Annotated in this window: 19 protein-coding genes; 1 reads left to right on the top strand and 18 read right to left on the bottom strand. The window is 51.1% G+C overall.

Going from position 1 to position 20,285, the window contains the following annotated elements:
- Positions 1-13: 13 nt before the first annotated feature.
- The 14 genes from flhE to flhD form a co-directional block, all read right to left on the bottom strand.
- Positions 14-409 carry a flagellar protein FlhE gene (flhE, locus tag C0K55_RS04780; RefSeq protein WP_001257156.1) on the bottom strand — a complete coding sequence of 132 codons (396 nt, stop codon included), beginning with the start codon at positions 407-409 and terminating at the stop codon, positions 14-16.
- The gene (flhA, locus tag C0K55_RS04775; RefSeq protein WP_001516552.1) at positions 409-2,487 is read right to left on the bottom strand and encodes a flagellar biosynthesis protein FlhA; all 2,079 of its coding nucleotides are present in this window, start codon (positions 2,485-2,487) and stop codon (positions 409-411) included. The genes flhE and flhA overlap by 1 nt, the downstream gene beginning before the upstream one ends.
- A complete protein-coding gene (flhB, locus tag C0K55_RS04770; RefSeq protein ID WP_001516553.1) occupies positions 2,480-3,628 on the bottom strand; it encodes a flagellar biosynthesis protein FlhB in 1,149 nt (382 codons plus the stop codon). The genes flhA and flhB overlap by 8 nt, the downstream gene beginning before the upstream one ends.
- Positions 3,629-3,829: 201 nt before the next feature.
- A complete protein-coding gene (cheZ, locus tag C0K55_RS04765) occupies positions 3,830-4,474 on the bottom strand; it encodes a protein phosphatase CheZ (RefSeq protein ID WP_000983595.1) in 645 nt (214 codons plus the stop codon).
- 10 nt (positions 4,475-4,484) lie between these two features.
- Complete coding sequence (gene cheY, locus C0K55_RS04760) at positions 4,485-4,874, bottom strand: chemotaxis response regulator CheY (protein ID WP_000763855.1); 390 nt, start codon at positions 4,872-4,874, stop codon at positions 4,485-4,487.
- 14 nt (positions 4,875-4,888) lie between these two features.
- Complete coding sequence (gene cheB / locus C0K55_RS04755) at positions 4,889-5,938, bottom strand: protein-glutamate methylesterase/protein glutamine deamidase (protein WP_105265973.1); 1,050 nt, start codon at positions 5,936-5,938, stop codon at positions 4,889-4,891.
- Positions 5,939-5,940: 2 nt separating this feature from the next.
- Positions 5,941-6,801: a protein-glutamate O-methyltransferase CheR gene (gene cheR, locus C0K55_RS04750; protein ID WP_000204353.1), complete on the bottom strand. Its 861-nt coding sequence runs from the start codon at positions 6,799-6,801 to the stop codon at positions 5,941-5,943.
- 161 nt (positions 6,802-6,962) lie between these two features.
- Positions 6,963-8,624, bottom strand: coding sequence for a methyl-accepting chemotaxis protein II (gene tar / locus C0K55_RS04745; RefSeq protein ID WP_105265972.1), 1,662 nt, complete (start codon positions 8,622-8,624; stop codon positions 6,963-6,965).
- A 150-nt stretch (positions 8,625-8,774) separates the two neighbouring features.
- On the bottom strand, positions 8,775-9,278 hold the full coding sequence (gene cheW / locus C0K55_RS04740) for a chemotaxis protein CheW (protein ID WP_105265971.1): 504 nt from the start codon (positions 9,276-9,278) through the stop codon (positions 8,775-8,777).
- Between the two features lie 21 nt (positions 9,279-9,299).
- Positions 9,300-11,264: a chemotaxis protein CheA gene (cheA, locus tag C0K55_RS04735; RefSeq protein ID WP_001516557.1), complete on the bottom strand. Its 1,965-nt coding sequence runs from the start codon at positions 11,262-11,264 to the stop codon at positions 9,300-9,302.
- A gap of 4 nt (positions 11,265-11,268) precedes the next feature.
- Positions 11,269-12,195 carry a flagellar motor protein MotB gene (motB, locus tag C0K55_RS04730; protein ID WP_105265970.1) on the bottom strand — a complete coding sequence of 309 codons (927 nt, stop codon included), beginning with the start codon at positions 12,193-12,195 and terminating at the stop codon, positions 11,269-11,271.
- Positions 12,192-13,079 (bottom strand): flagellar motor stator protein MotA, encoded by an 888-nt coding sequence (gene motA, locus C0K55_RS04725; RefSeq protein ID WP_000906344.1) that lies wholly within the window; start codon positions 13,077-13,079, stop codon positions 12,192-12,194. Before motA ends, motB begins: the two co-directional genes overlap by 4 nt.
- 124 nt (positions 13,080-13,203) lie before the next feature.
- Entirely contained in the window at positions 13,204-13,782 is a 579-nt protein-coding gene (flhC, locus tag C0K55_RS04715) for a flagellar transcriptional regulator FlhC (protein WP_001291590.1), read from the bottom strand.
- A gap of 2 nt (positions 13,783-13,784) precedes the next feature.
- Positions 13,785-14,135: a flagellar transcriptional regulator FlhD gene (flhD, locus tag C0K55_RS04710; RefSeq protein WP_001516558.1), complete on the bottom strand. Its 351-nt coding sequence runs from the start codon at positions 14,133-14,135 to the stop codon at positions 13,785-13,787.
- 778 nt (positions 14,136-14,913) lie between these two features.
- Between flhD and uspC the strand changes: the two genes are divergently transcribed.
- Positions 14,914-15,342 carry a universal stress protein UspC gene (gene uspC, locus C0K55_RS04705; RefSeq protein ID WP_038355608.1) on the top strand — a complete coding sequence of 143 codons (429 nt, stop codon included), beginning with the start codon at positions 14,914-14,916 and terminating at the stop codon, positions 15,340-15,342.
- 6 nt (positions 15,343-15,348) lie between these two features.
- Here the strand turns inward: uspC and otsA are convergent, their stop codons facing one another.
- The 4 genes from otsA to araG all read right to left on the bottom strand — a co-directional run bounded on the left by otsA (position 15,349) and on the right by araG (position 20,230).
- Positions 15,349-16,773 carry an alpha,alpha-trehalose-phosphate synthase gene (otsA, locus tag C0K55_RS04700; protein WP_016248816.1) on the bottom strand — a complete coding sequence of 475 codons (1,425 nt, stop codon included), beginning with the start codon at positions 16,771-16,773 and terminating at the stop codon, positions 15,349-15,351.
- Entirely contained in the window at positions 16,748-17,551 is an 804-nt protein-coding gene (gene otsB, locus C0K55_RS04695; RefSeq protein WP_105265969.1) for a trehalose-phosphatase, read from the bottom strand. Before otsB ends, otsA begins: the two co-directional genes overlap by 26 nt.
- A 163-nt stretch (positions 17,552-17,714) precedes the next feature.
- Positions 17,715-18,701: an arabinose ABC transporter permease AraH gene (araH, locus tag C0K55_RS04690; RefSeq protein WP_000100211.1), complete on the bottom strand. Its 987-nt coding sequence runs from the start codon at positions 18,699-18,701 to the stop codon at positions 17,715-17,717.
- Between the two features lie 14 nt (positions 18,702-18,715).
- The gene (gene araG / locus C0K55_RS04685) at positions 18,716-20,230 is read right to left on the bottom strand and encodes an arabinose ABC transporter ATP-binding protein AraG (protein ID WP_001187777.1); all 1,515 of its coding nucleotides are present in this window, start codon (positions 20,228-20,230) and stop codon (positions 18,716-18,718) included.
- Between the last annotated feature and the right edge of the window lie 55 nt (positions 20,231-20,285).

Genomic DNA, 20,285 nt, shown 5'->3' with positions numbered 1-20,285 from the left:
ATCGGCTTTTTTATCACCGCCGATAATTCACAATCACTTCATTACGCTGCACCTTCAGCGGCGGAATTAACCTCCCACCGCCTGGAACTTCCCAGATAAAGCGCAACGGTTCTGTCGCAGGTACGCCGGTAAATGCCACCGTACTCCCGCTCTGCCCGTCTAATTCGACACAACGAGATAGCGAACACAAGCGCACGCGCAGCCCTACAGGTGTCGGGCCGATAAGCTGATAACGCCAGGCCACCAGCGTCACCAATCCTGAAACCGGTTGTCGCGAAGTCAGAGACGCTGACGACATCGATTCACCACGATGATTTAGCGTCACGCCCGCGCTACTTGCCTGCCACATGCCCTCCCCGGCAGCCTGCACAAGCATCGGAAACAACAAAATAGCTAATAAGCTCCTCATTATTTGCCGCCAATCGTCGCCGTCATACGGATTTGACGGTTATCAGAGAGTTCGAGATTCGAAAGCACCACCAGTTGCGGCAGGCTACGGCGCAGAAAACGAGATAATAATGGCCGCAGCGCATGGTTCACCAACAGCACTGGCGGCGCGCCCAGCATCTCCTGACGGGATAATGCCTCCTGAGTTTGTGCCAGCAAACGATCCGCCAGTCCAGGCTCCAGCCCGCCCCCGCCCTGCAATGCCTGTAACAGCAAACGCTCCAGCGGCGTGTCCAGGCCAATAACGTGAACTTCATCTTTGCCGGGAAACCATTGCTGGGTAATCGCCCGACCAAGCGCCACGCGGACGACGGCGGTTAATTCATGTGGTTCGCTCTGGATGGGCGCATGTTCCGCCAGCGTTTCGAGGATGGTGCGCATATCGCGAATCGGCACTTTTTCATCAAGCAGGTTTTGTAGCACCTTGTGCAGCGTGGTGAGCGTGACGACGCCAGGAACTAAGTCCTCCGTTAGCTTTGGCATCTCCTGGGCGACGCGATCCAGTAACTGCTGCGCCTCCTGACGACCAAACAGTTCGGCGGCATGTTGGCTAATGAGGTGGTTAAGATGCGTTGCGACCACCGTGCTGGCCTCAACCACGGTATATCCCTGAATCTGCGCCTGTTCTTTTAGCGCGCTTTCGATCCAGATAGCATTCAGACCAAACGCCGGGTCGACCGTCGCTTCACCGGGTAATGTTCCGGCGGCTGTCCCCGGGTTGATCGCCAGCCAGCGCCCCGGATAGGCATCGCCGCTACCAATTTCAACGCCTTTCATCAGGATACGATAACGGGCAGGTTGCAGATCCATATTGTCGCGAATGTGCACCACCGGTGGCAGAAAGCCCATCTCCTGGGCAAATTTCTTACGAATACTGCGAATACGCCCCAGCAACTCGCCATCCTGCTGAAAATCGACCATCGGGATCAGCCGATACCCCACCTCCATTCCCAGCGAGTCTTCCAGTTGCACATCGTTCCACGTCGCTTCAACAACGGCATTATTCTCCGCCATTTTTACCGGCTTCGGTTCGGCAGGCGCTTTTTGTTCGCGTCCACGGATCCACCACGCCAGCCCCAGCAGTCCCGCCGTGAACAGTAAAAATACCAGGTTTGGCATTCCTGGCACCAAACCAAGTAACCCCAGTACTGCGGCACTTAACAACATGACTCTGGGGTTACTGAAAAGCTGATTCACCATCTGCTCGCCAACATCCTGATCGGTGCTGACACGCGTGACGATGACCCCCGCAGCGGTAGAAATAACCAGCGCCGGGATTTGCGCCACCAGGCCATCACCGATGGTCAACAGCGTATAACTTTCTGCCGCATGGCCCATGCTCATGCCATGTTGCAGCACGCCGACCAGCAATCCGCCGACGACGTTAATGACCATGATGAGGATCCCGGCAATAGCATCACCACGAACAAACTTACTCGCCCCGTCCATTGAGCCGTAAAAATCGGCTTCCTGGGTCACTTCGGAACGACGTTTTTTCGCCTCATCTTCACCAATCAATCCGGCGTTGAGGTCGGCATCAATCGCCATCTGTTTACCCGGCATACCGTCGAGAACAAAGCGCGCCCCCACTTCCGCAATACGCCCGGCACCTTTGGTGATAACCATAAAGTTGATGATCACGAGGATGACGAATACCACAATGCCGATTGCAAAGTTACCGCCAACGAGGAAGTGACCGAACGCTTCAACGACCTTCCCCGCCGCCGCCGCACCAGTATGACCTTCCATCAAAATGATACGGGTTGAAGCCACGTTGAGCGCCAGACGCAACAGCGTGGTAAACAGCAGGATGGTCGGGAACGCGGCAAACTCGAGCGTGCGCTGGGTAAACATCGCCACCAGCAACACCATGATCGACAGGGCAATATTGAAGGTAAACAGCAGGTCGAGAATGAATGCGGGCAGTGGCAGCACCATCATCGACAAGATCAACAGGATCAAAATCGGTCCGGCAAGGATCTGCCATTGTGTCGATTTCAGGTTTGCGGGTAGGCGCAGCATTGCGACCAGATTACTCATGGGGCTGTTTCTCGTTGATAAAATCCAGGGCTTCCGGCACCGGAAGATGTGTGGGTTGTACAGGGCGTTGCCCACCGGCCAGACGCCAGCGTTTCAGTTGCCAGACCCAGGCCAGTACTTCTGCCACAGCGGCGTATAGTTGGCCTGGAATTTGTTGGCCTATTTCGCCATGTCGATACAGCGCACGCGCCAGCGGCGGTGCTTCAAGGGTCGGGACGTTATTTTCAGCGGCAATTTCACGAATGCGCAGTGCTACCAGCCCTGCACCTTTGGCGACCACTTTCGGCGCACTCATTTTGTTTTCGTCATATCGCAATGCCACTGAGTAGTGAGTTGGGTTGTTAACAATGACGTCCGCTTTCGGCACATCGGCCATCATCCGACGCCGCGCCGCAGCTCGCTGCATCTGACGAATTCGCCCTTTGACATGGGGATCGCCTTCGCTTTGTTTGAACTCATCACGAATGTCCTGCCGTGACATACGCAGCTTTTTCAGGTGGCTGAATATTTGAAAAAAGACGTCAAATCCCACCATTGGGATGACCCCAAGCACCACTAAAAGCGCGCACAATCCCACAACATCCATCGCGTTAGCCATTGCAGTAATGGGCGACTGCGCCATTAAGCGCATCATCTGCGGCCAGTGATGCCAGAGATAAAAACCAGTCACACTGCCGACCAAAGTGGATTTCAGTATCGCTTTCAGCAGCTCTGCGCCGGTTTGCGCTGAGAACATGCGTTTAATACCTGGTAACGGGTTGATTTTGGAAAACTTCGGCTGTAATGATTTGCCGCTAAATACCAGACCACCCAACATGACTGGCGAAATGAGTGCCACCAGCACCACGCCGCTAATCAGCGGCAACAGAGCCAACATGGCTTCTCTGATTAACTGAATAATCTGCCCCAGGATTAGGTTGGGGTCATTGATGATGTTGTGATCAAAATGCAGCCCGGCGGAGAGCATCCCAGACAACCGGTGAGCCAGAGACGCGCCACCAAACCAGATAACACACACGCCCACCAGCAAAATCAGCAGTGAGGTTAGCTCACGGGAGCGCGGGATCTGTCCCTCTTCCCGTGCTTTTTCAAGTCGGTGAGGTGTGGGGGCTTCTGTTTTGTCGTCGCTCTCGTCAGACACGTCGCCAATCCTGGAAATAGTGATAAGCGTGAATAATGCCAGAGCGGAAAGCGTTCAATGGTTAGAGTAAGGGGCAAAACAGGCGGGGTTTAGGGCTTTTACCGCAGCACATCAGGCGTGGTGCCGCGTTTGTCGGATGCGGTGTAAACGTCTCATCCGGCCGCCTGATACGACGGGTCACGTCATATCAGGCAATACAAATTAAAAACCGAGACTATCCAACAAATCGTCGACCTGATCCTGGCTGGCTACCACACCCGCTTTGCTGCTATCAACCTGTGGCCCATTAAGCAGACTCTGGCTTTCACGCTTCGGACGCGCATCCTGTTCCGGAATGTTTTCCAGCAGCACCATCAACAACTGGCGTTCAATCTCCTGTATCACATCCATCATCCGTTTAATCACCTGGCCGGTGAGATCCTGAAAATCCTGTGCCATCATGATTTCCAGCAGTTGCGCATTGGTGAAACGGGTATGAACAGGCACATCCGCCAGAAATTGCCGCGTATCGGTCACCAGTTCACGGGCATCGGCAAGGTCAATCGGATCGGCAAACCAGGCATCCCAGCGTTGGGTTAATGCTTTTGCCGACTTCTCCATTTCATCCTGATGTGGCTGTGACGCCTCAACACTGTTCAGCGCACGCTCCGCAGCCTGGGCAGTCATCTGCACGACGTAGTACAAACGATCGCGGGCATCGGGGATGGCTTCAGCGGCCTCAGCTATCGCCTGATCCAGTCCAAGCTCCCGCAGACTGTCACGCAACATACGCGTCAGGCTGCCAATGCGCGCAATGATATCGCCAGCGGCATGTTCATCAGCCGGTTTGATTGATGGTTGCATCATAGTCGCATCCTCACATGCCCAGTTTCTCAAAGATTTTGTTGAGTTTTTCCTCCAGCGTCGCGGCGGTAAATGGCTTAACCACATAGCCACTGGCCCCCGCTTGTGCTGCGGCGATAATGTTCTCTTTCTTCGCCTCTGCGGTCACCATCAACACCGGTAACGCCGACATCGCGCCATCAGCACGAATGGTTTTCAGCAGTTCCAGACCATCCATATTCGGCATATTCCAGTCGGAGATCACAAACCCATAACCGCCCGCCTGTAACTTGTTGAGAGCATCGGCACCATCTTCCGCTTCCTCAACATTGTTGAATCCCAGCTCTTTCAGCAGGTTACGCACAATGCGTCGCATGGTGGAAAAGTCATCCACAACCAAAAATTTAAGCTCTTTATCCGCCATCTCACACTCCTGATTTAAATACGTATCGCCTGTCCGGCACTGATTTTTGCCAGCATTTGCTGGCTTACCTGACTAAGATCGACCACTTCGCAGACGCCCCCCAAATTGATGGCCTCACGCGGCATACCGAAAACCACGCTGCTTGCTTCGTTTTGCGCGAGGGTCCATGCCCCCGCCTGACGCATCGCCAACATTCCCGCCGCGCCGTCGTTACCCATGCCCGTCAGGATCACCCCAACAGCATTACGCCCCGCCTGTTTGGCAACAGAATGGAACAACACATCTACCGAAGGCCGATGACGGTTAACCGCCGGGCCATCGTGAATTTTGATTTGATAGTTTGCGCCACTGCGCGCCAGTTCCATATGCCGATCGCCCGGCGCGATATAGGCATGTCCCGGTAAGACGCGTTCACCGTCTTCAGCCTCTTTAACGCCGATCTGACACAGCTTGTTAAGTCGGTCAGCAAAAGAGCGGGTGAAACCGGGCGGCATATGCTGGGTGATTAACAGCGCCGGGCTGGAAAGTGGCAACGATTGCAGTACGTGACGAATCGCCTCTGTTCCGCCCGTTGAGGCACCAATTGCAATCAATTTTTCTGAACTCAACAGCGGGCCAGACTTCAGCGTTGCCGGTGGCGATAACGGTTTATGCGCGGCCAGGCTCGCTCTTGACGCCGTTCGTACCTTTTCGGCAATCATTTCGCTATACGCCAGCATTCCTTCGCGAATACCCAGTTGTGGTTTGGTGACAAAATCTATCGCCCCTAACTCAAGCGCGCGCAGCGTGACTTCGGAACCTCTGCCGGTCAGAGAAGAAACCATCACCACCGGCATTGGTCGCAAACGCATTAATTTTTCGAGGAAATCCAGCCCGTCCATCCGCGGCATTTCAACGTCCAGCGTCAACACATCAGGGTTGAATTTCTTAATCAAATCACGCGCGACCAGCGGATCAGGAGCCGTCGCAACCATTTCCATGTCGCTATGGCTGTTGATGATTTCCGTCATGATCTGGCGCATCAATGCCGAATCATCGACAGACAACACCCTGATTTTGCTCATCGTTATTCCTTACTTAGCGCATACACCGTCTGACCTCGCAACGTGAAGCTGCGCTCAAGATGGCTAAAGTTTTCAGAGTGACCCGCAAACAGCAATCCGTCGGGCTTAAGTAGCGGTACAAAGCGACGCAAAATCTCCTGTTGAGTCGTTTGATCAAAGTAGATCATGACGTTACGGCAGAAGATCGCATCAAACGGCCCCGGTACGGTGTACTGTTTCGCCAACAAATTCAGCGGCGAAAAATCGACATAATTCGCCAGTTCCTGACGCACGCGCACCAGCCCTTCATGCGGTCCCGTGCCGCGCATGAAGTAACGCTGGAGTTGTTGTGGCGTCAGGTTTTTCAGCTCTTCATGGCGATAAATGCCGCTTTTAGCTTTCTCCAGGACTTCGGTATCGATATCACTGGCAAAGACTTTCCAGCGTCCGGGCGCAGTGCCCAATGTGTCCGCCAGCGTCATCGCAATGCTGTACGGTTCTTCGCCTGTCGATGCCGCTGCACTCCATACGCGATATTCCCCAGAACAGCGGCGGGCATGAGCTGCGATCAGCGGAAAATGATGCCCTTCACGAAAAAATGCCGTCAGGTTGGTCGTCAATGAGTTAATAAATGCCTGCCACTCGCTGCTGCACTGATTAGATTCCAGCATATTCAGATAATGCCCAAAATCTGCCAGTCCCAGCGAACGCAAACGGCGTACCAGCCGGTTGTAGACCATGTCACGTTTGTGATCGGCCAGAACGATCCCCGCACGTTGGTAGATCAATTGACTTATCCGCCGAAAATGAACGTCGGAAAGCGCGAGGCGCTCGGTCATCTGTAACAATAAAGACGTTTGCCCACAGGGCAGAGATGATGTCATAGCGCCTTCTCAGTCACTTCAGGAAACCACTGGCACAGCCTGTAACTGCGCCGATTGTGTCGTATAACCACTTGTAAATAGCGCCATCAGAGACGATACGCGCGACGTTCTGTTGCATCATCTGATCAATCTGGCAACAATGGTGCTTGAGTAAATAGCCATCAAAATGTTTCCCAGTTTGGAGCTTGTTCAGCGATATGCCGGCGTGGTTGTGTTGGTGGTTTTTCACTGGCTGGCCGGGATTGAAGCGGTGGTTTTTGGGATTGCGGGCTGGCAGCCAGACGAAACGCGGATACTGCCTGCGTTAAACGACTGGCCTGCTCTTCCAGCGCGGCGGCTGCAGCGGCTGACTCCTGCACCAACGAGGCGTTCTGTTGAGTCACACGATCCATTTCCGACACGGCCTGCGCCACTTGATCAATGCCACGGCTCTGTTCATCGGAGGCTGAAGCAATTTCCCCCATAATGTCGGTAACGCGCGTAACCGCATTAACGATGTTGGTCATCGTCTCTCCGGCGCTTTCAACCAGCACCGAACCGGTATCGACGCGGGATACTGAGTCTTCAATCAGGGCTTTAATCTCTTTTGCCGCCTGGGCGCTACGGCTGGCAAGATTACGCACTTCACCCGCAACCACGGCAAAACCACGGCCCTGTTCACCGGCACGGGCAGCTTCTACGGCGGCGTTCAGCGCCAGTATATTGGTCTGGAAAGCAATACCGTCGATAACGCTGATGATGTCAGCAATTTTCTTCGAACTGTCAGCAATTTCGTGCATGGTTTTCACCACGCCATGCACCACTTTACCGCCGTGCATGGCAGTGTCGGAGGCACTTTGCGCCAGTTGCGAGGCCTGGCGGGCATTATCGGCGTTCTGTTTCACCGTGGCGGTGAGTTGTTCCATGCTGGCAGCAGTCTCTTCCAGTGCCGAGGCCTGCTGTTCAGTTCGGGAGGAGAGATCGGTATTACCTGCAGTAATTTCACGCGTACCAACGTAGATGGCATCTGAACCTTCGCGCACGTGGGTGACTGTATCAGTCAGAGAACGTTGCATATGCGAAACGCTCTGCGCCAGCTCGCCCATTTCACTGCGTCCAGCAATGGCCAGGTTATTCGCCAGGTTACCACCCGCAATTTCACGGATGTGGGTAATGATTTTTGCCAGCGGGTTAAGCAACATGCGGCGAATGCCATACCATGCCACCAGAAGAATCAGTACCACCACCAGCGCGATAACGGCCAGTTGCCACTGGGCAAAACGGTAATCACTGGCATTGTCGACAACGATATTGCGGTACAATTTTTCGCTGCTACGGGCGTACTGCCCAAAAGCCTCTCCCATCGCATTTTGCATTCCCTGGGTTGGCTGGGCAAAATAGGCTCCGGTGTTACCATAATCAAGATAATCAATCAGTTCAGTTAATGCCGTGTGGTAATTTTTGTATTTTTCATCAATATGACTACTGGCGGCAGCCATTTCGGGTAACGGTGCCATGCTTTTGAATTTTTTATAATGAACAGCCGCCTGCGCCAACGTTTTCCTGGCGCTATCAAGCAATTCAATTTTTGCACTACTTTGTTGATTGGATGGGTCCATCATCATCCGCACCGCTGAACGACTCAGGTTAATGCGCGTTTGTAGCATGAGATCCCAGGTTGAAGTTAACTCGCCCTGTTGTTCCCGTAGTTCATTGGAAACCACAAAGCTTTGCTGGCTATGGTGCAGCGAAGAAAAAAACAGACTGCCGGACATGAGCTGTAACAGTGCAAATACCCCCAGCACCATCATCAGCAGCGTAACTACGCGGATACGGTTAATCATAAGGCACCTTCCTGAAAACAAGTTGATCCCGTTATCGGCAGGAAGGTGGGAAACTTTATTGCTTAGATCAATCGTAGAGAGATGACTTAAAATAAAAAACCCGATGTGCGCATCATCGGGTTCTGCCTTTATTTATTGCTGAACGCGAAATTACGCGACGTCTGCGGTCGCATTATCTAACAGCGCCATCTCTTCACTATTTAGCAGTTTTTCGATATTAACCAGAATCAGCATGCGGTCACTCAGCGCGCCCAGTCCCGTAAGATATTCAGTGGAAAGCGTCACGGCAAATTCCGGTGCCGGGCGAATTTGTTCCGCCGTCAACGAAAGAACGTCCGATACGCCGTCAACCACTATGCCGACCACGCGCTGGCCAAGATTCAGGACGATCACGACTGTGTTGTCGTTATAGTCCACATCGACCTGGCTGAACTTAATGCGTAAGTCGACAATTGGCACAATGACGCCGCGCAGGTTAGTGACGCCTTTGATAAACGCTGGCGTATTCGCAATCCGCGTGATCTGGTCGTAACCACGGATCTCCTGCACTTTCAGAATGTCTATGCCGTACTCTTCATCACCAAGGGTAAATACCAGAAACTCCTGGCCTGACGGTTCGCTGGCCAGTTTTGTTACATTTGTCATACCGGTCATATTTATTACCTTTTTACTCAATCAGGCGGCGGTGTTCGCCATACATTGTTCGCGGTTTATTGCCTGCAAGGCTGAGACATCAACAATCAGTGCTACGCTTCCGTCGCCAAGAATTGTTGCGGCGGATATTCCAGGAATTTTGCGATAGTTACTTTCAAGGTTTTTCACCACCACCTGGTGTTGACCAATTAATTGATCCACCAGCAAGGCATAACGACGACCACCACTTTGCAGGATCACGACAATCCCCTGGGTGGCTTCAGTTTTCGCACCAGCGACATTAAACACTTTCCACAGTTCGACTATTGGCAGATATTCACCACGCACTTCAAGTACCCGCTCGCCACCTGCCAGCGGATGCAGATCGACTTCACGGGGTTGCAGTGATTCCATGACAGCATTCAGCGGCAGAATGAAAACTTCATCAGCAACGCGCACGGACATACCGTCGAGGATCGCCAGTGTCAGCGGTAGCAAAATGCGGATCGTTGTACCTGTGCCCGGCTTCGACTTGATTTCGACATGGCCGCCCATTTCCTGGATATTACGTTTAACGACATCCATGCCGACGCCACGCCCGGAAACATCGGTAACCTGCTCCGCCGTGGAAAAACCCGGAGCAAATATCAACATCGCCACTTCGTCGTCGCTCATGTTGTCGCTGACAGGCAGCCCTTGCGAGGCGGCTTTTGCCAGAATCCGCTCACGATTTAGTCCCGCGCCATCGTCGGTCACTTCGATGCAGATGTTGCCGCCCTGATGTTCGGCTGACAGGATCAAATTTCCGACGCTATTTTTACCTGCGGCGAGGCGTTTTTCCGGCAGTTCTATACCGTGGTCAAGGCTGTTGCGTACCAGGTGGGTCAGCGGATCGATAATGCGTTCTATCAGACTCTTGTCGAGTTCGGTGGAGCTGCCTATAAGCGTGAGTTCTACTTGTTTGCCGAGTTTACCCGCCAGGTCGCGCACCAGCCGCGGATAGCGGCTAAAGACATATTCCATCGGCATCATACGAATCGACATCACCGATTCCTGCAAATCACGGGCGTTACGTTGTAACTGCCCCATGCTGGTAATCAAATCCCCATGATTTACCGGGTCCAGTTCACTGGAGCGCTGAGCGAGCATTGACTGGGTGATGACCAGTTCACCGACCAGGTTTATCAGTTGATCAACCTTTTCTACCGCCACACGGATGCTGGTCGATTCGCTACCGCGCGTCGTTTTTTCCCGCTCTACGCGTCCGGCTGGCGCTTCTGTTGCGGCCAGTTCCAGCACTGGCGGGGTCGATACTGTTGGTGCAGGCTCTACCGCTTCAAAGGCAATCTGATCGGCTTCAATCACAAAACAGAGCACGGCGGTAATGTCGTCTTCCGCAATATCTCCCGACATTGTTGCAGATAATGAATCCGCACCTTTAACCACGTCAGTTAATGTGGTCAACTGCTCCAGTTCATCTTCCAGCAGATCGACTTCATCCGCCTTCAGGCGTGAAAGGATAATTCGTCGCGGCGACTCACTGTTACTCTGCTCATTTTGCGGTTCACTTTTGGCAACCACACTTAACCGGGTCACTGCGGGCACCGTTTCGCCTTTCGCTTCTAATGCCAGTTGACGCAAGGCCTGGCAGATATAATCGAAGCTGGCGGCATCCGGCTCTTGCGACTGTTTATAAGCGTCGAGCTGTTCCTGCATGATATCTTTCGTTTCCAAAAACAGATTGATAATGTCGGTATTAAGCTGCATCTCACCGCGTCTGGCTTCATCGAGCAGGTTTTCCATCAGATGCGTGGTTTTCTGTAACACGGTAAAACCAAAAGTTCCTGCCCCTCCTTTGATGGAATGGGCCGCACGAAAGATAGCATTCAATTGTTCGGCATCTGGCGCTTCTGGCTGCAAATCCAGCAGATGCTGCTCCATATCGGCCAACAATTCGTCCGCTTCATCAAAAAATGTCTGATAAAAATCGCTTATATCCATGCTCACGCTGTCACCTCGGTTCGGCTGATGGCATTGTGGGAACACTGACCTGCGGAGCGCCCCCAGTTTTTTCCAGTACACTTACCGGCTCATTCTGGCTTTCAGCGTTTTCATGCAAAATGGCCTGCTCGGCCTGTCTGTTCAGGACCAGCAGACTGATTCGACGGTTGACAGCATCATCAGGTCCGCGATCGCTTAAACGCATGGTCGCCGCCATGCCGACGACGCGCAGAATTTTGCCATCAGCCAGCCCCCCCACCATTAGCTCACGGCGCGACGCATTAGCGCGTTCGGCAGAAAGCTCCCAGTTGCTGTAGCTTTGCTCACCATTGGCGTAAGGGAAATCATCGGTATGACCGGAGAGACTGATACGGTTAGGAATACCATTCAGCACTGGCGCAATACTCCGCAGAATGTCGCGCATATAGGGTTCGACGTCAGCACTGCCGGTTTTAAACATCGGGCGATTCTGGCTGTCGATAATCTGAATGCGTAAACCTTCCTGTACCAGATCGATTTTGAGATGTGGACGCAGCGCCCGTAGTTTCGGGTCTGACTCTATAAGCTGGTCGAGATCGCCACGCAATTTCCGCAACCGACTTTGCTCCATGCGTTTTTTCAGTTCTTCAATGTCCGGCTGCTTATTCACTTCTCCCTGACTCTGAGTGTAATCATCACCGCCGCCGGGAATTGGGCTTTCGCTATTAGAAATGCGATCACCACCCGTTACCGCAGCCGCCAACGGCGTGCGGAAATATTCCGCTATCTGAATCAGCTCTTTTGGGCTGGAAATGGAGATCAGCCACATCACCAGAAAAAAAGCCATCATCGCGGTCATAAAGTCAGCATAAGCAATCTTCCACGATCCATGCGCCGAGCCGTGGCTTTTTGCTTTGCGTCGTTTGACGACAATTATTGGATGCGCGTGATTCTTCATACTTCCTCGGTTGTCGTCTGCTGTTGCGGATTTTTTACCGCGCGAACGTGTTCTTCCAGCTCAACAAACGATGGCCGTTCACTGGAGTAGAGCGTTTTACGACCAAATTCAACGGCAATTGGCGGTGCATAACCGTTCAGATTAGAAAGCAGTATGACTTTGACGCATTGCATCATTTTGCTGGTCTCTGCGCTTTTCTGGCGCAAAACACTCGCCAGTGGGGAAATAAATCCGTAAGCCAGTAAGATACCGAGGAAAGTCCCTACCATCGCATGAGCAATCAGCGCCCCCAGTTCGGCGGCAGGCCGGTCAGCCGATCCCAGCGCGTGAACCACCCCCATCACTGCCGCGACAATACCAAATGCCGGGAGCGAGTCACCGACCAGCGCCAGGCTGTTAGCGGGAACTTCCGACTCGCTTTCGTGGGTTTCAATTTCTTCATCCATCAGCGCTTCGATTTCGAAGGTATTCATATGGCCACTGATGATCAGGCGCAGATAATCAACGATAAAATCAAGCATAACGGTATCCGCGAGGATGCGGGGATAACTGGCGAAGATCTCGCTTTCGCGGGGGTTTTCAATATCGCGCTCCAGCGAAAACATGCCCATCTGTCGCGATTTCGCCATGAGTCGGTAAAGCAGTGCCAGCAGATCCATATACATCGCTTTGGTGTATTTGGAGCGGCGAAACAGTAACGGCAGCGCTTTGAGCGTGCCTTTGATTGCTTTACCGTTGTTACCGACAATAAACGACCCAATACCTGCACCGGCAATAATCACCAGTTCAGCGGGTTGATAGAGTGCTCCAAGGCTTCCGCCGGTCATCAAATAACCGCCGAAAACTGTACCGAGAACAACCAGGTAACCTAATAAGATAAGCACGACATCATCCTTTCACTGTTGACCATGACAGGATGTTCAGTCGTCAGACGCTAACTTACCGTTGGGAAAAAAAAGCAGCGGCAATCACTTACCGCTGCTGGAGTGTTTCGCCACATCGTGTGAGTTAAACAGCCTGTACTCTCTGTTCATCCAGCAGTTGAGGGATAATATCGGCAGGGTCTTGAGAAAGTTTACGTCTTTTTACCGCACGTGATGGCGGTTGACATAAGCTGCAGGCAAAGCTGCCAACAGGCTGATGGGCATGGGTGATAAAATTACCGCCGCAACATTTGCAACTGGAAAGTTGTAGTAAACCACTTTCAACAAATCGCACCAGTGTCCAGGCGCGGGTCAACGCCAGTAGCGGACCGTCTTCGGCTTGCGGGCACTGTTCGAGGTATAAACGATAGGCTTTGATCACTGCATCGACGCCATTACATAACCCTGTTTTCAGTAAAAACTGCCATGCATTACAAAACATCGACGCATGAACATTTTGTTCCCAGGTCATAAACCAGTCGGTGGAGAATGGCAACATGCCTTTCGGTGGGGGGCTTCCGCGCAGTTCTTTATAGAGTTTGATCAGCCGTCCACGACTTAATTGTGTTTCACTTTCCAGCATCTGCAAACGAGCGCCAAGGGTGATCAACTCCATTGCCAGTTGAATATCCCGGGCTTCCTGAACAATGCTTTTTTCGCTCATTGTCAGGCCCTTTTTTTACGTAGCACTTCTTCGGGCTGATTAACATCATTCAACAAACGCGTAGATAGCATGATGCCGGTATGAACTTGCTGGAGATCGTCAACGCGGGAATCCTGCGTTAGCTGATTAATAGTCTGGTGGCTGTCAAAGCGGAAATGGCAAATCAGTTGATTGGTTTCTGCCAGTTTAACCATTTGAGGAAGAGTCAGCGTCGCTAACGTTGTTGCCATTTCTTCATTAATACCGAGACGAAACATGGCGGACGCTTTGTCCTGAACGATCAGACGTTGTGCAAGAAGTAAATATGACAAATTAATGTCATAAATATGTTTCAGCAACTCGGAGGTATGCATTATTCCCATCCAGAATAACTAACTTTATTTTTATGCGGTATCACCGCACCCCGTGATGTCGCCGGGAAATCCCGGTAAAAAGTAAAGAACAATGGAATAGTTGCGATCAACGAAAAAACACACAGGCAGTGTAAGAGATGAAACAATCCCTTACAGAGAACAGTGTTTTTTACACTTATCTAAGATTTTTCCTAATTCGACGCAACTGTACTCGTCACCACTCACACATACAACGGAGCGGTGTTGCGATTTTCGATAATGTGTGACTCAGATCACACAAAACAATCAATTACTTAACATTAATGTATAAGTCATACTTTTGTTTTGGTCATATTTCATTCTGTTAAAAAGTTTTTCAGCTTGCCTAGCTTCAAAAATGAAGTGGGTAGATAAAATGATGATGTTGCGCACTGTTAATATAAATCACCGTAAATAACCACCTGCTACATATAAAATAAATATATTCACCTCCTATAACTTATTTTCAAACAGAGAGTTACATAACATGAGTTTCTTCAAGTGAAAATAAATCCGGGAACATCTCATATGTTACAACAATGTTCTATAAATATTATCCATTTGTTCTATACGGGGAATTGATAATTTTAGTTTTTATAACCTCATCTGTAATCATGTGATAACTGTACGTTATTAATTAGCCTCACTTACTAATAACCAGCCTAATATTTACTGTTTTGACTGAGTTGTTATTGCATCAGTACCTCATTCAGAGTAAAGCTGTAATAACACCTGAAGTTCACAGAATAAGGAGCAGGTTATGAGCTATACCAATATTCTTGTTGCTGTTGCTGTCTCACCAGAAAGTCAGCAACTGTTAGCAAAAGCGGTTTCTATCGCCCGTCCGGTAAATGGGCGCATAAGTTTAATCACTCTTGCTTCCGACCCGGAAATGTTCAATCAATTAGCCGCGCCGATGCTTGAAGATTTACGCAGCGTGATGCAGGAAGAAACACAAAACTTTCTTGATAAATTAATTCAGGATGCGGGATATCCGGTAGAAGAGACATTTATTGCTTACGGAGAGTTAAGCGAACATATTCTGGCAGTATGCCGTAGACATAAGTTCGATTTGGTGATTTGCGGTAACCATAATCACAGTTTCTTTTCGCGAGCGTCCTGCTCAGCGAAAAGTGTGATTGCCTCAAGTGAGGTTGATGTGCTGTTAGTTCCACTTAAAGGGGATTAATTCCACTTACGCCAGCTTTGGAAAGGTAGCGACTTTATCGCGTTGCTGACTTTCCGCGCTTCGCGGTACTACCTGCTTTAGGTCGCGGATAAAGCACTCCTGCCAGTGTTTAATATCGTTTTTGATAATAACTTCCAGCATTTCTGCATGGCGGGAAATACGTTCCGCCAGCGACATGCTCAACGCCCGATTGAGCGCCGCCGCGACTTCATCACGATCGTATGGGTTAACAATTAGCGCTGACGTCAGTTCGTTTGCCGCACCGGCAAACTGAGAAAGTACCAGTACGCCCGGATTTGCAGGATCCTGAGCGGCGACATACTCTTTTGCGACCAGATTCATCCCATCACGCAGCGGCGTCACTAACCCGACATCGGAATAGCGGAAGATTTTCATCAATAATTTACGATCAAAATGCTGATTCAGATAATAAAGCGGCGTCCAGCCTAATTGCCCATATTTACCGTTAATTCTCCCGGCTTCATTTTCCAACTGATGACGAATATCCTGATACGCTTGCACATCACCACGCGAGGTCGGCGCGATCTGGGTATAACGAATTTTACCATGATGTTGCGGATATTTTTCCAGCAGCGCTTCATAAGCAAGAAAACGTTCTGGCAAACCTTTGGAATAATCCAGCCGCTCGACAGAAAAGATATTCTGCACATTTTTCAGTTCCGCTTTTAATTGCGCCAGTTTTGCCGGTAGCGGCCCGGCAGCCTGTTTAGCAATCTCATCCGGTTCAATACCAATCGGGTAAACTTCTGTACGAAATGCTTTGCCCCAGGCCGTGTGATTGCGCGAGCTACGTGTCGTGACCCGCGTCAAGTTGGAAAGGCAATCCAGGAACGCCAGACGATCGTTTTCTGTCTGAAACCCCAGCAAATCATAATCACAAAGCTGTTCCAGCAATGTGTCATAAGTTGGTAGCGCATTAAAGATTTCCGGTGTCGGAAAAGGAATATGCAGGAAGAAACCGATGCGATTGTTCACGCCGCGTTTACGTAATTCCTGCGCAAATGGCAACAAGTGATAATCGTGGATCCAAATAATGTCATCATCTTCCAGCAGCGGCAGTAATTTGTCTGCCAGCAATGCATTCACGCGTAAATAGCCTTCCCACGCTGAACGCTGAAATTGCACCAGATCGAGTCGGTAATGGAATGCCGGCCAGAGAACGGCATTGGAGAATTGGTTGTAGTATTCGTCGAGATCTTTTTCACTGAGGTTAAAAGAGGCCCAGGTAATATTTCCTTTTTTCACCTTTTTTAGCGGCTGATCCTCATTCCCTGTTTCGCCACTCCAGCCAAACCACAGTCCACCTGCAGTTTTCAGTGCCCCCAGTATGCCGACAGCAAGGCCACCGGCACTGGCGGCGTGCTCGTCTGGTGGTGCAATTCGGTTAGATACTACGACTAAACGACTCATAGTCATCACTCCTGTTATTTTCTCTTTTTTGTTTTTGTAATGCGTTGGTTATCAATTCAAGCCAGCCCCAGACATCCGGCACGCCCGCCAGCCGCCATGATGCCTGAGTTGCGCCTGTACCAATTTTTACTGACATTCCCCCCAGTCGATTAATAACCGCGAAGCCAGATTCATCGGTTAAATCATCGCCCAGAAACACCGGCTTCCGGCCGATGAAGGGAACTTCCTGCATAAATGCAGCAATAGCCTCCCCTTTACTGGTGCCTCGCGGTTTAATCTCGACGACACACTTTCCCTGTTGTAATGCCATTTGCGGCCAAATCTGAGTAATACGTTGCGCTAACGTCAATAAGGCGTCTTCATGCTGCGGTGCCTGACGATAATGCAGTGCAAACGCCATCCCTTTGGATTCCAGCTCCGTGCCGGAAAGTTGGGCAATCGCCGTATGCAGTTGCACACTAATATCACGAGCAATCGCTTCCGGCAGGTGAACGATATGCGTTTTACCATTGATGTCACGGCGCTCCGCCCCATGCACGCCCGCTAACGGGAAGCGATAAGGTTTTGCCAGTGCGTCAAGTTCCACCATTGAGCGCCCTGATATCAATGCCAATGCACCATCACTTGCGGTTGCCAGTAGCTGAAGTCCTTGCAGAATAGTGTCAGGCACGACGACCTGATCAGGATGCGGTTTGATTTCCGCCAGCGTTCCATCGAGATCAAAAAACCAGGCATATTTCGCGGATAGTTCAGGGGGGTCGGTTAACGGTTCTGTCACCCGGTACTCCTCCTTATCTTTTTATAGTTCGCGCAGAACGCGCTTTACAGACATGTAAGTATAGACAGTGTGACGTAGCTCGCCATTTGCAAAAAAGAACAGCCAACCTTTGTGGCGGTTGGCTGTGGAGGAAAGTCGAACTAAATTTATGCTGAAAAAAACATCAGACAGTGCGTTTCGCTTTTTGCTTATAACGGTCGAAGATCACCGCCGCCAGCAGGATTAAGCCGCGGACAACGTACTGCGCAAACGGAGAAATATTGAGCAGGTTCATGGCGTTTTCTACAGTGCCTAAAATTAAGATACCCGCCACTACATATGAGATTTTTCCGATGCCACCTTTCAGAGAAACGCCGCCTAAAACGCAGGCGGAGATAACAATCAACTCATAGCCTATCGAAGTCATCGGCTGACCGCTGGTCATACGTGAAGCCAGAACAATCCCGGCAATTGCCGATACCAGACCAGAGAGAACAAAGATAATGATTTTGGTGCGGACAACGGGTACACCAGCCAGACGCGCCGCCTCTTCATTACCACCAATCGCCAGCGTGTTGCGCCCAAAGGTAGTTTTGTTCAGCAGCAAACCGAAGACAATCAGACAAGCCACCGTAAGCCAGATTGGCGCAGGCAGGCCGAACCAGTTGGCATAACCAAGGGCAAAGAAACTTTCATCTTCGATACCGACCGCTTTACCATCAGAAATGATGTACGCCAGACCACGAACAATCTGCATCGTCGCCAGCGTCGTAATCAAGGCGTTAATTTTTAGTTTGGCGATAACAAAACCATTCACCAGACCACAGAGGACGCCCAGCAGCAAACCTGCCGCCACGCCAATCCACAGGCTTTCGGTCAGATTGATAACCACCGCCGTCGTGACACCTGCGCAGGCAATTACCGAAGCGACGGAAAGGTCAAAGTCCCCCGAAGCGAGGCAGAACAACATGCCGCAAGCCACCATTCCCGACATGGAGATTGCCAGCCCGAGACCTTTCATATTAATGAAGGTGGCAAAGTTCGGTACAAAAATGGCACAGGCGATAAACAGCACCGCAAACACCACCAGCATACCGTACTGATCCCAGATACGGCCGAGGCTGAATGACGACTTAGGCGCGCCAGACCCCGATGTAGAAACAGAAGACATCATACTCTCCTTACTCAGGCAACAGCCTGGCTGACTTTAGGCATAGCAAGGCTTAGTGCCTGACGCTCATCTGCCTGTTCGTGTAGCAATTCACCGGCGATTTCGCCCTCACGCATGACGACAATACGATCGGCTACGCCAAGGACTTCGGGCAGATCGCTGGAGGCAAACAGCACCGCCACGCCCTGCGCCGCCAGCGTATAAATCACGTTGTAAATTTCGTGCTTAGCGCCCACATCAATGCCGCGCGTTGGTTCATCCAGCAAAATGACCTTCATATCTTCCGATAACCAGCGCCCAAGAATGGCTTTTTGCTGATTACCACCAGAGAGATTCATGATCAGTTGCTCTGCGCCCGGCGTTTTGATGTTGAGCGAACGAATGTGGTGATCAGCATTGTTTTCTTCCCAGCCGTTGTTGATCACACAACCGCCGAGCACATGCTTGCGACGGGCGCTGATGTTGATATTGTCACGAACGGAATGCACCGGAATAATGCCTTCCGCTTTGCGATCTTCCGGGCAGAGCATCATGCCAGCAGCAATAGCGTGGCCCGGTTTACGGATATCGATCGGCCTTTGGTCGATATAAACCTGACCGGCAGTGATTTGCGTACCGCCAAACATACCTTTCATTAATTCGCTACGCCCTGCCCCTACCAGTCCAAACAGACCGACGATTTCGCCACTGCGAACAGTCAGGCTTATTGGCGTGCGTACACCTGGTGCTTTCACTGCATCCAGACGCAGCCGCTCCTCACCATAGCTGCGCGGTTGCCAGCCGTAGATATCACCGAGATCGCGACCTACCATCGCCTGTACCAGTGACTCATGATTTACTTGCTGCATATCAGTGAAGGTTTTGACATAACGCCCATCTTTGAAGACGGTAATGGCGTCACTTAGGGCAAATATTTCTTCCATACGGTGAGAAACGTATAAGATCACTCGCCCCTCTTTTCGCAGTTCACGAATGACGCGGAAAAGGTTGTCAATTTCTCGTGCCGACAGAGAACTGGTTGGCTCATCAAAGGCGATAATTTTGGCGTTACGCGCCAGCGCTTTGGCTATTTCAACCATCTGCCACTGGCCGATGGAGAGATATTTCAGTGGCGTACCGGGGTCAATATCCATCCCCAGATGTTTAAGTTGTAAACCCGCTTCATAGTTCAGCAGCGAACGATTCACTATGCCGCCTTTATGAGGAAGCTGGCCGAGATAAATATTTTCCGCGACGGTCATTTCCGGCACGAGATGCAGTTCCTGGTAAATAATCGCAACCCCCGCGTTAAGCGCAGCGGTAGTGTCGGAAAAGGATATTTCCTGTCCGCTAATTGCGACAGAACCCGTGGTTGGCGCATAGTTGCCGCTAAGGATTTTTAAGAGTGTTGATTTACCGGCACCATTTTCACCCATCAACGCATGAACCTGACCGGCATAGCAGTCAAAACTGATGTCCGTAAGCGCCTTAACGCCGGGAAAGGTTTTACCAATGCCGCGAAATGAGAGATACGGGGTAGACTGTTGCATAACGTCTCCGTGAATCACTGGTCATTCACACCCCCTCTGCATCACGCAGAGGGGA

The organism is Escherichia sp. MOD1-EC6098 (assembly GCF_002965865.1).
Classification (GTDB): Bacteria; Pseudomonadota; Gammaproteobacteria; order Enterobacterales; family Enterobacteriaceae; genus Escherichia; species Escherichia marmotae.
The sequence above is the reverse complement of the archived record's forward strand: the minus strand, read 5'-3'. Positions and strand labels throughout refer to the sequence as shown.

Bases quoted from the DNA above. Each gene is read 5' to 3' on its own strand.
- flhA (WP_001516552.1), bottom strand. From the start codon at position 2,487: ATGAGTAATCTGGTCGCAATGCTGCGCCTACCCGCAAACCTGAAATCG.
- flhD (WP_001516558.1), bottom strand. From the start codon at position 14,135: ATGCATACCTCCGAGTTGCTGAAACATATTTATGACATTAATTTGTCA.
- cheB (WP_105265973.1), bottom strand. From the start codon at position 5,938: ATGAGCAAAATCAGGGTGTTGTCTGTCGATGATTCGGCATTGATGCGC.
- motB (WP_105265970.1), bottom strand. From the start codon at position 12,195: ATGAAGAATCACGCGCATCCAATAATTGTCGTCAAACGACGCAAAGCA.
- cheW (WP_105265971.1), bottom strand. From the start codon at position 9,278: ATGACCGGTATGACAAATGTAACAAAACTGGCCAGCGAACCGTCAGGC.
- cheZ (WP_000983595.1), bottom strand. From the start codon at position 4,474: ATGATGCAACCATCAATCAAACCGGCTGATGAACATGCCGCTGGCGAT.
- araH (WP_000100211.1), bottom strand. From the start codon at position 18,701: ATGTCTTCTGTTTCTACATCGGGGTCTGGCGCGCCTAAGTCGTCATTC.
- otsA (WP_016248816.1), bottom strand. From the start codon at position 16,773: ATGAGTCGTTTAGTCGTAGTATCTAACCGAATTGCACCACCAGACGAG.
- araG (WP_001187777.1), bottom strand. From the start codon at position 20,230: ATGCAACAGTCTACCCCGTATCTCTCATTTCGCGGCATTGGTAAAACC.
- flhC (WP_001291590.1), bottom strand. From the start codon at position 13,782: ATGAGCGAAAAAAGCATTGTTCAGGAAGCCCGGGATATTCAACTGGCA.
- tar (WP_105265972.1), bottom strand. From the start codon at position 8,624: ATGATTAACCGTATCCGCGTAGTTACGCTGCTGATGATGGTGCTGGGG.
- cheY (WP_000763855.1), bottom strand. From the start codon at position 4,874: ATGGCGGATAAAGAGCTTAAATTTTTGGTTGTGGATGACTTTTCCACC.
- uspC (WP_038355608.1), top strand. From the start codon at position 14,914: ATGAGCTATACCAATATTCTTGTTGCTGTTGCTGTCTCACCAGAAAGT.
- flhE (WP_001257156.1), bottom strand. From the start codon at position 409: ATGAGGAGCTTATTAGCTATTTTGTTGTTTCCGATGCTTGTGCAGGCT.
- cheR (WP_000204353.1), bottom strand. From the start codon at position 6,801: ATGACATCATCTCTGCCCTGTGGGCAAACGTCTTTATTGTTACAGATG.